Consider the following 13,631-nt stretch of genomic DNA (forward strand, 5'->3'; position numbering starts at 1 on the left):
TGCCTCTTCTTCCTTGCCCCAAGCACCCCCAGGGAGGTCCCGGAACGGGATGGGGGGCCGCGCCCCCATACCTTACTTGATCGGGTTGCGATAGATCATCCGCCGCACCGACCCGGTCTTCGACCGCATCAGGATCGTCTCGGTGGTCAGGTGCCCCGGTTCCCGCTTGACGCCTGCAACGATGGACCCGTTCGTCACCCCCGTCGCCGCGAAGATCACGTCGGCCGTGACAAGGTCGTCGCGCGCATAGATGCGGTCCAGGTCGGTGATCCCGGCCTTGCGGGCGCGGCCCTTCTCGTCGTCGTTGCGGAACATCAGCCGGCCCCACATCTGCCCGCCCATGCATTTCAGCGCCGACGCCGCCAGCACGCCCTCGGGTGCGCCGCCCGAACCCATGTACATGTCAATGCCGGTCAGTTCGGCCTCGGCCGTGTGGATCACGCCGGCGACGTCGCCGTCGGTGATCAGGCGGATCGCCGCGCCCGTGTCGCGGACCTCGGCGATCATGTCCTCGTGGCGCGGACGCTCCAGGATGCAGACGGTGATGTCGCCTGCCTCCACGCCGCGCGCCTTGGCCAGGGCGCGGACACGCTCGGCCGGGGTCATGTCGAGGCTGACGACGTCCGTCGGATAGCCCGGCCCTATGGCCAGCTTGTCCATGTAGACGTCGGGCGCGTGCAGCAGCGTGCCGCGCGGCGCCATGGCGATCACCGTCAGCGCGTTCGGCATGTCCTTGGCGGTCAGCGTCGTGCCCTCCAGCGGGTCCAGCGCGATGTCGACCTCGGGGCCCTCGCCGGTGCCGACCTCTTCGCCGATGAACAGCATCGGGGCCTCGTCGCGCTCGCCCTCGCCGATCACGACGACGCCCTTGATGTCCAGCATGTTCAGCTGGTCGCGCATGGCGTTGACGGCGGCCTGGTCGGCGGCCTTTTCATCGCCGCGACCGATCAGCCGGGCCGAGGCGTGGGCGGCAGCCTCGCTGACGCGGGCGAGGCCCAGTGACAGCATCCGGTCGTTGAAATCCTTAGGCGCGGTCATGTCCCTCGTCCCTCTCTCCTTGGCTTCACGGGTGTCTTAGGTGGCGCGGCGGGGGGCGGCAAGGGTGACGGCGCTAACGTATCAGCTTTCTGACAGATCCAGCGACAGCGCGTGAATCTGCGGCACGATGTCGCCCAGGGTGGCATGGACCAGACGGTGCCGCTGGACCCGCGACAGGCCCTTGAAGGCGGGCGAGGCGATGCGGATATGGAAGTGGCTTTCCCCGCCTTCGCGAAAGCCCGCATGACCGCGATGCTGTTCGCTTTCGTCGCTTATCTCCAGCTGTGTCGGGTCCAGCGTTGCCAGGCGCGCCCGCATCTTGTCGGCGATCATCTGCAGTTCCTTTCCGTCAAGGCCTTTCATGTGCCGCCAAATACCCTAAACTGCCGCCTCCGAGTCGCAAAGGTGCCCCTCATGAGCAAGAACGACCCGTTCGGTTTTGATATCTCCGCCGCCAAGGACAAGAAGCGCAAGACCAAGGGACGGCGTGGGATGTCGGGGGCGTTCGAGACCTCGACCCGCATCTGCGAGCGCGAGGGCTGCAACGAGCCGGGCCAGTACCGCGCGCCCAAGAACCCGCGGAACCTCGACGACTATTTCTGGTTCTGCAAGGAGCATGTCCGCGAATACAACGCGAACTGGAACTATTTCCAGGGCCAGTCCGAGGAAGAGTTCCAGCAGTTCATCGACAACGCGACCGTGTGGGAACGTCCGACGAAGCCCTTCGGCCGGTCCGCGCAAGAGGACAAGTGGGCCCGCCACGGCGTCAGCGACCCGCTGGAGATCCTGGGCGCCAACGGCACCGCGCCCGAGGCCCGCGCCCAGTCCACCGCCCGCAAGCTTCCGCCCACGGAACGTCGGGCCCTGGACATCCTGGAAGCCAAGGACAGCTGGACGCGGATGGAAATTCGCAAGCAGTACAAGTCGCTGGTCAAGGACCTGCATCCCGACATGAACGGCGGCGACCGGTCCGACGAGGATCGCCTGTCCGAGGTGGTCTGGGCCTGGGACCAGATCAAGGACAGCCGTTTCATCCGCGACTGATCGGTCGCGGGCAGGGGGGCTGCCCCCGCCCGCCCCGCTGGCGTTGCGTCAGGACCGGCGGAGGCGCTGCGTCAGGGCCGCGCCCAGCAGGACCAGGATCAGCAGCGTCACCAGGGGCATGTTGCCCATGCGCATCCAGACCGTCGGGGGCAGAGCGCCCGGCAGGTGGGCGTCGATCTTGCCGGCGGTGTTCAGCGGCAGGCTGTCGCGGATCTGGCCACGGGCGTCGATCACGGCGCTGACGCCGGTATTCGCGGCCCGGATCAGCGGAAGCCCCGTCTCGATCGCGCGCAGGCGGGCTTGCGAAAGGTGCTGGTACGGCCCCGAGATGCGGCCGAACCAGGCGTCGTTCGTCGCCTGCAAGAGCCATTCCGGCCGTTCGTCGAGGCCGCGCACATGTTGCGGGAAAATGGCCTCGTAACAAATCAGCGGCTGAAAGTCGGGCGCGCCAGGTGCGGCAAGGACCGCCGGACCGGGGCCTGCCGAGTAGCCGTTGCCCTGCTGGGCGGCAAAGGCGCCGATGCCGAACCGCGCCAGCGCATCGCCCCACGGGATGTATTCGCCGAAGGGGACAAGGTGGAACTTGTCATAGATGCCAAGGACCCGGCCACCGTCGATCACGGCGAGGCTGTTGTAGAACCGGCTGCCCTCACGCCGCTGGATGCCCATGACCAGGGGCGCGCCGGCGGCGTCCGACATGGCGGGTAAGACCCCGGACGCTTCGTCGAGCAGGAAGTTGACGGCCGTTTCCGGCCAGATGACCAGGTCGCGCTGCCCGGGCTGTGTCGAGAGGTCGAGAAGTCGCTGGAAAAAGACGGTGGACCACTCGGGGTCCCACTTGAGGCTTTGCGTCGCGTTGGGCTGGACGATCCGCAGCGTTGTGCTTGTGTCGGCAGGGCCGGGTGTCGCCAGCCGGGCAAGGCCCGCGGCCCATGCCGCCCCGACCGCCAGCAACGCCAGGATCAGACCCGGCAGGACCGCCGCGACTCGTGGCTGCCCCTGGCGCCGCAGCAGGTGCGGCAGCACGGCAACAGTCATGGTCAGCACGCCAAGCCCCGGCGCACCGATCCAGGCAGCCAGTTGCGCGACCGGTGTGTCGATCCAGGCGTGGCCGATCAGCGCCCAGGGAAACCCGGTGAAGATCCAGCCCCGCAGCCAGTCCGAGAGGATCAGGGCGGCCGCGACGGCCAGCAGGCGGCCGCGACCCGAGGAGACGCTGGCGGCGGCCCAGATCGGCAGCGCCCAGAAGAGCGCGCCGCCAAGCGCCATCAGAAGCAGCGCGAACGGCGCGATCCAGCCATAGATTTCGGGTTCGACCAGGAACGGCTCGACGATCCAGGACAGCGCGAGGGCGAACCAGCCGAAGCCGCTTGCCAATGCATGCCAGAACGCCGTGACGGGCCGGACCGACGCGATGCGCCACAGAAGGATCGATAGCGCGATGGGGGTGGCGGCCCAGATGCCGAAGGGCGCAAGGCCAAAGGCTGCAACGATCCCCAGGCCGGCGTCGACAAGCAGATGGCGCAGGGGCGGACGGCCCCTGCGCCTTGATCTTGACGCGTCGCGGGTCATCACGCCTCGGCGTCTGCGTCCCGCGGTTGTTCGGCCGCAGTCTCTGGCTCGGTCTTCTTGCGACGGGTGCGCTTGGGCTTTTCGGCCGCTGCCTCGGCGGCAGGCTCGTCGGTGGCCTTCTTGCGCCGGGTCCGCGTGGGCTTGGTCGCTTCGGCTTCGGGTGCTGCCGCCTCGGGCTCGGCCTTTTTGCGACGGGTGCGCTTGGTCTTCTCGGCTGCTTCCTCGGTGGCGGGCGCGTCTGCCGCAGGCTTGCGGCGGGTGCGCGCGGGCTTGACGACTTCGGCTTCGGCTTCGGGTGCCAAGGCATCAGCTTCGGGCGACGGAGCCGCAGCTTCCGCTTCGGACACTGCAGCTTCGGGCTCGGCCTTCTTGCGGCGGGTGCGCTTGGGCTTCGGCGCCACCTCTGCGGCGGTTTCCGCGGCCTCGACCGCGGGAGCCTCTGCCGGAGAATCGGCGGGTGCAGGCGTGTCCGCGACCGGCTTTACGGCTTCGGGCTGGGCCACGACCTCTGGTGCGGCTTCCACGGCAGGCGCCTCGGTCTTACGCCGTCCACGAGAGCGGCGATTGGCAGGCTTGGCTTCGGGTTCCGCCGGCGCGGGCTGCGGCTCTGCCACGGGTTCGGCGGTTGCCACGTCACTGCGGATCTCGACCAGCATGAACTGCGGAATGTGGTCGCCCATGCCGACGATCGGCTGGCCACGGTCATGGCCGCGCCCATCCTGGTCGCGCCCGCGGCGACCGTCGCGGCGGTCTCCACGGCGCTCTTCGCGGCGCGGCTCGTCCTTGCGCGCCTCGGACCGGGACTCGGGGCGCGGTTCGGGCCGAGGCTCGGGGCGCGAGCGGTTCGCTTCGGAGGCCGCCGGTTCCGCGACCGCCTCGGGGCGGTCCTCATCGCGGCGGCGGCGACGGCCGCGCTCGCGCGATCCGCCGCGGCGCTCCTCGCGTTCGGCCGGTGCGGCAACCACATCGGACGGAGCGAAGCCGGCAGGGATCTCGACGCGCGGGAGGGACTTCTTCAGCAGCGATTCTATCGCGGTAAGGTACTTTTCGTCGGACGGGGTCGAGATGCTGACGGCGGTTCCCAGGCGGCCGGCGCGGCCCGTACGGCCGATGCGGTGGACATAGTCCTCGGCATGGCTGGGCAGGTCATAGTTGAAGACGTGGCTGACAGCCGGGATGTCCAGGCCGCGCGCCGCCACGTCGGACGCGATCAGCAGGCGCAGCTTGCCGTCGCGGAAGCTTTCCAGCGTCCGCGTCCGCTGGCTCTGGTCCAGGTCGCCGTGGATCGGCGCCGCGTCATAGCCGTACTTGGCCAGCGATTTCGCGACGATGTCCACGTCGGTCTTGCGGTTGCAGAAGATGATGGCGTTGGTCAGCCCCTCGCCCTCGGCATCGATCAGGGCGCGCAGCAGGTCACGCTTCTGCTTGGCTGCAGCGTCGCGGCGGGCGGGGGTGATTTCCACCAGCCGCTGCGTGATCGTCTCGCTTGCGGTGGCCTGTCGGGCAACCTCGACCCGTTCGGGCGAATGGAGGAAGGTGTTGGTGATGCGCTCGATCTCGGGGGCCATGGTGGCGCTGAAGAACAGCGTCTGGCGCGTGAAGGGCGTCAGCTGGAAGATACGCTCGATATCGGGGATGAAGCCCATGTCCAGCATGCGGTCGGCCTCGTCCACGACCATGATCTGAACGCCGGTCAGCAGCAGCTTGCCGCGTTCGAAATGGTCCAGAAGCCGGCCGGGCGTCGCGATCAGCACGTCCACGCCGCGGTCGATCAGCTTGTCCTGTTCGCCGAAGCTGACGCCGCCGATCAGCAGCGCCTTTGTCAGGCGGGTGTGCTTGGCATAGACGTCGAAGTTTTCGGCGACCTGCGCGGCCAGTTCGCGGGTCGGGCAGAGGACCAGCGACCGCGGCATGCGAGCCCTGGCGCGACCGCGGCCCAGCAGGGTGATCATCGGCAGCGTGAAGCTGGCCGTCTTGCCGGTCCCGGTCTGAGCGATCCCCAGCACGTCGCGGCCTTCCAGCGCAGGCGGAATCGCCCCCTGCTGGATGGGCGTCGGGCTTTCATAGCCGGCTTCCACCACGGCCTGCAGCACTTTGGGGTCAAGCTTCAGATCAGCGAATTTCGTCATTCGGGGCTTTCCAATAAGCCGCGCCCGTTATGGCGCGTTGCGTTCCAATGCCGCGCGCGTTCGGCGCTAGGGCGGCAGATGTGGGACGCAGTCTCGGACGCCCCGCCTTTGTGCCCGCCGGATGCAGGCCCGCGTTCCCTAGACGAAAGTCGCTGCCGCGTCAATCTTTTGCATCCGGGCCCGTGACCGGAACCGGCAGGGCGACCACCGGATTGTCTGCGACGGCCCGAAGCGAAGGAACCCGGATGGAGCATGAGGTGGTGCAGGGGCTGACCCCGGTGCAGGTGGTGGCGCTGGTGGGCGTGCTGGGCGTGGGCGCGCAATGGCTGGCCTGGCGCCTGCGACTGCCCGCCATCGTGCTGATGCTGGCAATAGGCTTGCTGGTGGGTCCGGTGATGGGGTGGTTTCTGCCCGAACGCGACCTTGGCCCCATCTATCGCCCGCTGATCGCGGTCGCCGTGGCGATCATCCTGTTCGAGGGGGGGCTGACGCTCGACTATGCCCGGCTGCGGGACGCGCGGGCCCCGGTGCAGCGGCTGGTCTATCTGGGCGCGCCGCTTGGCTGGGCGCTATCGGCGCTGGTCCTGTGGCTGGCGGTCGGGCTGTCCTGGCAGTCGGCAGCGGTCTTCGGCGGCGTCATGGTCGTGACTGGTCCTACCGTCATCGCGCCCATGCTGCGCCAGGCCCGTCTGCGCGCCCGCCCCGCCCAGGTCCTGCAATGGGAGGCGATTCTGAACGACCCGATCGGCGTGCTGATCGCGGTCCTCGTGCTCGAGGTCGTGCTGGTGCTGGAAACGGGCGTCTCGGTGGGCGCTGCGGCCTGGGTGCTGGGCACCGGCATCGGCTTTGCGACCGTCGCGGGCTGGGTCGCGGGCAAGGGCATGGCGGTGGCCTTTGGCCGCGCCTGGGTGCCGGAATACATGAAGGTGCCGGTGCTGTTCGTCAGCGTGGTTGCCGTCTTTGCGGTCACCGACAGCGTGCTGCATGAAACCGGTCTGCTGGCCGTCACCATCATGGGCATGATGCTGGCCAACGCGAAGCTCTCATCCTATGTCGAGCTGCACCGCTTCAAGGAGCATGCGACGATCCTGCTGGTGTCGGGCGTGTTCGTGCTGATGGCGGCGTCGCTGGACTTCGCCACGCTGGGGCAATTGACCTGGCGGGCGGCGCTGTTCGTGCTGTTCACCGTGGCGCTGGCACGCCCGCTGCAGGTGATGCTGCCGCTGATCGGGACGCAGCTGCCGATGAAGGAACGCTGGCTGATCGCGCTGACCGGGCCGCGAGGCGTGGTCATGGTGGCGGTCTCGGGCCTGTTCGGGGCCAAGCTGGTCGATGCGGGAATCGAGGACGGCGCGACGCTGGCGCCCTTGGCCTTCATCATCGTGCTGGCCACGGTGCTGATCTACGGCTTCACCCTGGCGCCACTGGCCCGGCGGCTTGGCCTTTCGGGGCCGGAACGTCCGGGCCTGCTGATCATCGGCGGATCGCCCTTCGCGGTGGCCCTGGCGCAGGCGCTGGAGAAGGCGGGCGTCGACGCCCTTATCGCGGATACGAACCGCCAGCACCTGGCGCCCGCGCGCCATGCTGGGCTGCCGACCTATTACGGCGACATCCTGGGCGAGGCGGCCGAGCACCAGGTCGAGTTCATCGCCTATCCCGTCGTTCTGGCCGCGTCCGACAATGACGCCTACAACACGCTGGTCGCAACCGACCTTGGCCCGGACCTGGGCCGCGACGCCGTCTGGCAGATCAGCCGCGTGCGCGACCGGTCGCGCCACGCGCTACCGGCGCAGCTGGGCGGGCAGCGGCTGGCCGGCCGTCCCACCTTCGAGGCGGTGAACCAGCGGCTGGCCGAGGGATGGACCCTGCGCAGCACGCGGCTGACCGACGAATACGACATGGACGACTGGCAGGCCGAGCGTCCGGGCGCCGAGCCTTTCGCCGTCGTCACCAAGGCAGGCGTGCTGCGCTTTGCCGGTCCCGACCAGCCCGTGGCGGTGCAGGCGGGCGACTGGATCACGGCCTTTCTGCCGCCCGAGCAGTCCGAGGCCTCGGATGCGCCCGCCCCGGAACTGGCCGCCGAGGCCGCCGATGTCGCCCGCGAGCGGCGCGAACGGGGCGAAACGGGCAGCTGAAGGGGCTTTCGGTTGACCTCGGGCGACCTCTGGCGTTAACCCGCGGGGGTCAACCAGGAAGCTTCACATGAACCTTTTCACGGATCTCCGCGGCGTCGTCGTCGAGGCGCTGGACCAGATGGCTGCGGCGGGCGAGCTGCCCGCGGGCCTGGATACCGCCAATGTCACGGTCGAGCCGCCGCGCGATCCGGCGCATGGCGACATGGCCACCAACGCCGCGATGGTGCTGGCCAAGCCCGCCGGCATGAAGCCGCGCGACATCGCCGAGAAGCTGGCCGCCCGACTGACCGATCCGCGCATCGGCGCGGCCGAGGTCGCGGGACCGGGCTTCCTGAACCTTCGGCTGTCGCCGGTCGTCTGGCAGGGCGTGGTCAAGGCCGCGCTGACGGAAGGCGCCGAATTCGGCCGGTCGGACCTGGGCGCCGGCCAGAAGGTCAATATCGAATTCGTCAGCGCCAACCCCACCGGTCCGATGCATGTGGGCCACGTGCGGGGCGCGGTCTTCGGCGACGCACTGGCGCGCCTTCTGGACTTTTCCGGCCATGACGTGACGCGGGAATACTATGTCAACGACGGCGGTGCGCAGGTCGACGTGCTGGCGCGGTCGGCATACGAGCGCTATCGCGAGGCCAACGGGCTGGAGCCCGAGATCCGCGAGGGGCTCTATCCCGGCGACTACCTGATCCCGGTCGGAGAGGCGCTGAAGGCCGAATACGGCGACAGCCTGCTGGACAAGCCGGAAGAAGACTGGCTGGTCCCGATCCGCGAATTCGCCACCCAGGCCATGATGGCCGAGATCCGCGGCGACCTGGCCGCGCTTGGCGTTCAGATGGACGTCTATTCCAGCGAAAAGGCGCTTTACGGCACCGGCCGGATCGAGGCCGCGATCGAACGGCTGCGCGGCATGGACCTGATCTATCGCGGCGTTCTGGAACCGCCCAAGGGCAAGCTGCCCGAGGATTGGGAGGAACGCGAACAGACGCTGTTCCGGTCCAGCGCGCATGGCGACGACGTGGACCGCCCGATCCAGAAATCGGATGGGGCCTGGACCTATTTCGCGCCCGACATCGCCTATCACTGGGACAAGATCGACCGCGGCTTCGACCAGCTGATCGACGTCTTCGGCGCCGATCACGGCGGCTATGTCAAGCGCATGAACGCCGCCGTGAAGGCGCTGTCGGACGGGCGCGTGCCGCTGGACATCAAGCTGATCCAGCTGGTCAAGCTGTTCAAGAACGGCGAGCCGTTCAAGATGTCCAAGCGCGCCGGCACCTTCGTCACGCTCCGTGACGTGGTCGAGGAGGCGGGCGCCGACGTCACCCGCTTCATCATGCTGACCCGTAAGAACGACGCGCCCCTGGATTTCGACTTCGCCAAGGTGCTTGAACAGTCGAAGGACAACCCGGTCTGGTACGTCCAGTATGCCAGCGCCCGCGTCCATTCGGTCCTGCGCCGTGCGGCCGAGGCGGGAATCGATGCCGGCGACAGCGCCCTTGCGGCGGCCGACCTGTCGGTCCTGTCCCACCCGGCCGAGCTGGAGCTGGCCCGCAAGGTCGCCGAATGGCCGCGGCTGGTGGAGCATGCCGCCCGCGCGCATGAACCGCACCGGGTGGCCTTCTTCCTCTATGACATCGCATCGGACCTGCATTCGCTGTGGAATCGCGGCAACGAGGACACGTCGCTGCGCTTCATCCAGGATGGCGATCCGGTCACGTCCCAGGGAAAAATTGCGCTGGTGCGGGCGGTTGGCGTTGTGATTTCAAGCGGTCTCGCTATTCTTGGGGTCACGCCGGCGGAAGAGATGCGCTGACCAACAGCGCCACTGCCGGTCGTGGCTGAAGCAGGCAAAGTAAACCCGGAACAACCGGCAGGCAGGCAGACATGGCAGTGATGGATTTCCGCGAAGGCGGCTATGTGTTCTCGCGTCACAAGGTGAAGCGCGAATTTTCGTACGACCAGGCGGGCTGGACCGACAGCCGCGATCCGGGTCGCGATGTGCTTCGGCACGACGAGGGTGTGGCCCCCGACAGCCTGTCGGCGCGCCTGGCGCGGCTGACGCATTACATCGGCGCGGTTGCCTCGGTCGCGCTGATGGTGGTGCTACTGGCCTGGGGTTGGCAGCTGGTGTCGCGCGACGTCTCTGCCGTCCCGGTCATTCGCGCGGTCGAGGGCGAGGCCCGGACTACGCCCGAAAATCCCGGCGGGCAGCTGACGAACCACACCGGCCTTGCGATCAATACCGTTGCCGGCGGCAAGGAGGCTGCGCCGGTCGACCAGGTCGCCATCGCGCCTCCGGCGGTCGGCTTGGCCGAGGATGACGTCGCCATGGGCGAGCTGGGCGCCACTGTGCGCGAGCCGTCGAACCCGTCCGAAACGCCGCTGACCTTCGACGGAGAGCCGGTCGTCCCCCTCTCTGACAGCGAGGCCCGCGCCATGGCGGAAGCCGAGGCTGCAGCCGCGGCCGAACGCGCGCTGGCCGACCAGGCCGTGAACGAGGCCGCCATCATCGACGCCCCCGCGACCGAAGGTCCGGTCAACGAAGTCGTCACGGACGAAAACGGCATGCCTGCTCAGGCCGCGGCCATTGCCGAAGCCCTGGCCCAGGCCCAGGCCAATCCCGGCGTGCTGGTCGCCTCGTCCCGGCCGGCACCGCGCCCGCGCGTCATGCAGGTGGCCGCAGCCCCCGCCGCCGCGGCGCCCGCACCGGCCCCTGCCGCCGCCGCGCCTGCGCCTGCACGCGCGCCTGAACCGGCGCCTGTCGCCAGCTCGGCCAGCGGACCGGTCGTCCAGGTCGGCGCCTTCGACAGCAACGCCATCGCCCAAGGGGAATGGCAGCGGCTGGCCGGTCGCAACGGCTCGCTCTTCTCCGGCAAGGCGCCGGTGATCCAGGAGCATCAGTCGAACGGCCGCACCTTCTGGCGTCTGCGCGTCGCAGGCTTCGGCTCGCTCAGCGAAGCGCGGCAGTTCTGTTCGGCGCTGCAGTCGTCGGGCACCGACTGCCTGGCGCTCGGCGGCTGATGTGGCCGCGAACGCCACCATTCTCGGCGGGATCGCCGGGTTGACGCTGTCGGCCGACGAGGCCGCTTTCTTCCGCGACGCCGACCCCTGGGGCTTCATCCTGTTCAGTCGCAATGTCGACAGCCCGCAGCAGCTGATCCGCCTGACCTCCGATCTTCGGGACGCGGTCGGGCGGGATGCCGTCGTGACCGTCGACCAGGAGGGCGGGCGCGTCCAGCGCCTGCGCGGCGCCAACTGGGCCGACTGGCCCGAGCCGCTGGACCAGGCCCCCGCCGGTCCGCGCGCGATGTGGCTGCGGTATCACCTGATCGCGCAGGAATTGCGGGCCGTCGGCATAGATTCGAACTGCGCCCCGACACTGGATGTCGCCCAGGCCCAGACGCACCCGTTCCTGCGCAGCCGCTGTCTTGGCACCGACCCGGCGGCGGTCGCCGAACTGGGCCGCGCCGCGGCCGACGGGATGCTGGCGGCGGGCGTGCTGCCGGTCATGAAACACATGCCCGGACATGGGCGCGCCGTCGTGGACAGCCACCATGGCCTGCCGGTCGTGGATGCGCCAGAATCCGGGCTGGACATGGATTTCGCGCCCTTCCGCGCCCTGAACGATCTGCCGATGGGGATGACCGCACACATCCGTTTCACCGCGCTGGACGATGCGCCGGCCACGGCCTCGGCCCGGATGATCGGCCTGATCCGCGACCGGATCGGGTTCGACGGGCTGCTGATGACGGACGACATCACCATGAACGCCCTGTCGGGGACCGAGGCCGAGCGCGCGTCAGCCGCCATCGCGGCGGGCTGCGACCTTGTTTTGCACTGCAACGGCACCGTGGCGCAGATGGAGCCGGTCGTCGCGGCATCCGGCCCCATGTCCGCCGAGGCCTGTCGCCGGGCGGATGCGGCCCTGGCGCTGCGCCGCCCCCTGGTCGGGACCGACATCGTCGCGCTGACAACGGAACTTCGCGGGCTGCTTTCTTGACAGGACCGCGGCGCGGCGGAACTCTGCCCGCCTGACGCAAGGAGGCCCTGTGGCCAAACCCCATGTGCCCCATCTGACGCCCGTTCCCCCAGACGGCCTCGACCCCGCCGAGGTCGCGCAACGCCGCGCCGAAGAGGCGCTGATCGTCGATGTCGGCGGCTACGAGGGGCCGCTGGACCTGCTGCTGACGCTGGCCCGCACGCAGAAGGTCGACCTGCTGAAGATCCGCGTCCTGGACCTGGCCCAGCAGTACCTGAACTTCGTCGAAAGCGCCCGCGCCCTGCGGATCGAGCTGGCGGCCGACTACCTGGTCATGGCTGCCTGGCTGGCCTTCCTGAAGTCGCGCCTGCTGCTGCCGCCCGACCCCGAGGCCGACGGCCCCTCGGCCGAGGACATGGCCGAGCATCTGGCTTTCCAGCTGGAGCGTCTGGCCGCCATGCGCCGGGTGGCGGCGCAGTTGATGGGCCGCGACCGCCTGGGACAGTCGCGCTTTCCGCGCGGCGCGCCCGAAACCGTGGCACGCACCCGGCGGACCCAGTGGCAGGCCGGGCTGATCGACCTGATGCGCGCCTATGCGCGGCTGAAGACGCGCGACGAATTCCGGCCCTATGCCTTCGACCGTCATGACGTTTTCACGATGGAGCAGGCGCTGGAGCGTCTGCGCCGCCTGATTGGCTTCACCGGCGACTGGACCGACCTGGCCGTCTTCCTGCCCGAAGGCTGGGGGGCCGACCCCAAGCGCCGCCGCAGCGCGACGGCGGCGACATTCGCAGCCTCGCTGGAACTTGCGCGGCAGGGCCGGCTGGAGATACGGCAGACGGACACCTTCGCGCCCATCAGCTATCGGCCCAAAGCCCATGACGACCCCGCCTGACTTTCCGCCCCCTCCCATGCCTCAGCAGGAGCGCATGGTCGAGGCGATCCTGTTCGCCAGCGCGCAGCCCCTGACGGTCCGCGAGCTTGCGGCGCGGATGCCGCATGGCTGCGACCCGGCCGAGGCGCTGGCGGGCCTGCGGCGGACCTACCAGGATCGCGGCGTAGTGCTGGAGAGGATCGGCGACGGTCACGCCTTTCGCACCGCGCCCGACCTGTCCTTCCTGATGCAGGCGGATACGGTCGAGACCCGCCGCCTGTCGCGCGCCGCCGTCGAAACGCTGGCGATCATCGCCTATCATCAGCCCGTCACCCGCGCCGAGATCGAGGAGATCCGCGGCGTCGCCGTCAGCCGGGGCACGCTGGACCAGTTGATCGAGATGGAGTGGGTGCGCGTCGGACGCCGCCGCATGACGCCCGGCCGCCCGGCAACATATATCGTGACGGAAGCGTTCCTTGACCATTTCGGGCTGGAATCGGCGCGCGACCTGCCGGGGCTTGCCGAATTGCGGGCAGCGGGCCTTCTGGAGTCGCGGCCGCCCGCCGAAGGGCTGGGCCTGCCCCTTGCGGGGGCCGGGGACGACCCCGATGAGGAGCCGGAGGAGCCGGAGGAATCAGCCGAGGACCTCTTCGACGAGGAGCAAGACCGCCCATGAATATGAACCAGCTGTTCAACATGTTCACCCGCCTCGTCGCGCGCCGCGCGATGAACTGGGGGATCAACAAGGGCATCAACACGCTGTCCGGCAAGAAGCACGGCCGCGGCCACCATCAGAACAGGCAGGCGCGCGATCTTGCCCGCAAGATGCGGGTGCTGAGCCGGCTGACGCGGCACTGAACCCC

The 13,631-nt window shown here is 69.1% G+C and carries 11 protein-coding genes and 1 pseudogene; 8 read left to right on the top strand and 4 right to left on the bottom strand.

Features of this window, described 5'->3' with window-relative positions; all coding sequences use genetic code 11:
• Nucleotides 1-72: 72 nt before the first annotated feature.
• Together glpX and OC159_RS00585 are read right to left on the bottom strand one after the other, a co-directional pair.
• Complete coding sequence (gene glpX, locus OC159_RS00580; protein WP_265499207.1) at nt 73-1,038, bottom strand: class II fructose-bisphosphatase; 966 nt, start codon at nt 1,036-1,038, stop codon at nt 73-75.
• An 81-nt stretch (nt 1,039-1,119) separates the two neighbouring features.
• Nucleotides 1,120-1,371, bottom strand: coding sequence for a BolA family protein (locus OC159_RS00585; RefSeq protein WP_265499208.1), 252 nt, complete (start codon nt 1,369-1,371; stop codon nt 1,120-1,122).
• A gap of 81 nt (nt 1,372-1,452) precedes the next feature.
• Here OC159_RS00585 and OC159_RS00590 point away from each other — a divergent pair, with 81 nt between their 5' ends.
• On the top strand, nt 1,453-2,082 hold the full coding sequence (locus OC159_RS00590) for a J domain-containing protein (protein WP_265499209.1): 630 nt from the start codon (nt 1,453-1,455) through the stop codon (nt 2,080-2,082).
• A 48-nt stretch (nt 2,083-2,130) separates the two neighbouring features.
• Here the strand turns inward: OC159_RS00590 and lnt are convergent, their stop codons facing one another.
• Both lnt and OC159_RS00600 read right to left on the bottom strand, forming a co-directional pair.
• Nucleotides 2,131-3,654 (bottom strand): apolipoprotein N-acyltransferase, encoded by a 1,524-nt coding sequence (lnt, locus tag OC159_RS00595; protein WP_265499210.1) that lies wholly within the window; start codon nt 3,652-3,654, stop codon nt 2,131-2,133.
• 584 nt (nt 3,655-4,238) lie between these two features.
• Nucleotides 4,239-5,783: pseudogene (locus tag OC159_RS00600) on the bottom strand (DEAD/DEAH box helicase); the annotation flags it as partial.
• A 245-nt stretch (nt 5,784-6,028) separates the two neighbouring features.
• On the opposite strand from OC159_RS00600, the gene OC159_RS00605 reads away from it, so the two are divergent.
• The 7 genes from OC159_RS00605 (at nt 6,029) to OC159_RS00635 (ending at nt 13,626) form a co-directional block, all read left to right on the top strand.
• Nucleotides 6,029-7,918 (top strand): cation:proton antiporter, encoded by a 1,890-nt coding sequence (locus OC159_RS00605; protein WP_265499212.1) that lies wholly within the window; start codon nt 6,029-6,031, stop codon nt 7,916-7,918.
• Between the two features lie 67 nt (nt 7,919-7,985).
• Nucleotides 7,986-9,728: an arginine--tRNA ligase gene (gene argS, locus OC159_RS00610; protein ID WP_265499213.1), complete on the top strand. Its 1,743-nt coding sequence runs from the start codon at nt 7,986-7,988 to the stop codon at nt 9,726-9,728.
• A gap of 80 nt (nt 9,729-9,808) precedes the next feature.
• On the top strand, nt 9,809-10,936 hold the full coding sequence (locus OC159_RS00615) for an SPOR domain-containing protein (RefSeq protein WP_265499214.1): 1,128 nt from the start codon (nt 9,809-9,811) through the stop codon (nt 10,934-10,936).
• A gap of 1 nt (nt 10,937) precedes the next feature.
• Entirely contained in the window at nt 10,938-11,915 is a 978-nt protein-coding gene (locus tag OC159_RS00620) for a glycoside hydrolase family 3 N-terminal domain-containing protein (RefSeq protein ID WP_265499215.1), read from the top strand.
• Nucleotides 11,916-11,988: 73 nt separating this feature from the next.
• The gene (locus tag OC159_RS00625; RefSeq protein ID WP_265499419.1) at nt 11,989-12,789 is read left to right on the top strand and encodes a segregation and condensation protein A; all 801 of its coding nucleotides are present in this window, start codon (nt 11,989-11,991) and stop codon (nt 12,787-12,789) included.
• Between the two features lie 16 nt (nt 12,790-12,805).
• Complete coding sequence (gene scpB / locus OC159_RS00630; protein WP_407674032.1) at nt 12,806-13,444, top strand: SMC-Scp complex subunit ScpB; 639 nt, start codon at nt 12,806-12,808, stop codon at nt 13,442-13,444.
• A complete protein-coding gene (locus OC159_RS00635) occupies nt 13,441-13,626 on the top strand; it encodes a hypothetical protein (RefSeq protein WP_265499217.1) in 186 nt (61 codons plus the stop codon). Before scpB ends, OC159_RS00635 begins: the two co-directional genes overlap by 4 nt.
• The last annotated feature ends 5 nt before the right edge of the window (nt 13,627-13,631 follow it).

Source organism: Paracoccus beibuensis (assembly GCF_026162625.1).
In the GTDB taxonomy this organism is placed as follows: domain Bacteria; phylum Pseudomonadota; class Alphaproteobacteria; order Rhodobacterales; family Rhodobacteraceae; genus Paracoccus; species Paracoccus beibuensis.

Excerpts from the sequence above, each read along its gene's own strand:
- glpX (WP_265499207.1), bottom strand. The coding sequence starts at position 1,038 with ATGACCGCGCCTAAGGATTTCAACGACCGGATGCTGTCACTGGGCCTC.
- OC159_RS00585 (WP_265499208.1), bottom strand. The coding sequence starts at position 1,371 with ATGATCGCCGACAAGATGCGGGCGCGCCTGGCAACGCTGGACCCGACA.
- OC159_RS00590 (WP_265499209.1), top strand. The coding sequence starts at position 1,453 with ATGAGCAAGAACGACCCGTTCGGTTTTGATATCTCCGCCGCCAAGGAC.
- lnt (WP_265499210.1), bottom strand. The coding sequence starts at position 3,654 with ATGACCCGCGACGCGTCAAGATCAAGGCGCAGGGGCCGTCCGCCCCTG.
- OC159_RS00605 (WP_265499212.1), top strand. The coding sequence starts at position 6,029 with ATGGAGCATGAGGTGGTGCAGGGGCTGACCCCGGTGCAGGTGGTGGCG.
- argS (WP_265499213.1), top strand. The coding sequence starts at position 7,986 with ATGAACCTTTTCACGGATCTCCGCGGCGTCGTCGTCGAGGCGCTGGAC.
- OC159_RS00615 (WP_265499214.1), top strand. The coding sequence starts at position 9,809 with ATGGATTTCCGCGAAGGCGGCTATGTGTTCTCGCGTCACAAGGTGAAG.
- scpB (WP_407674032.1), top strand. The coding sequence starts at position 12,806 with ATGCCTCAGCAGGAGCGCATGGTCGAGGCGATCCTGTTCGCCAGCGCG.
- OC159_RS00635 (WP_265499217.1), top strand. The coding sequence starts at position 13,441 with ATGAATATGAACCAGCTGTTCAACATGTTCACCCGCCTCGTCGCGCGC.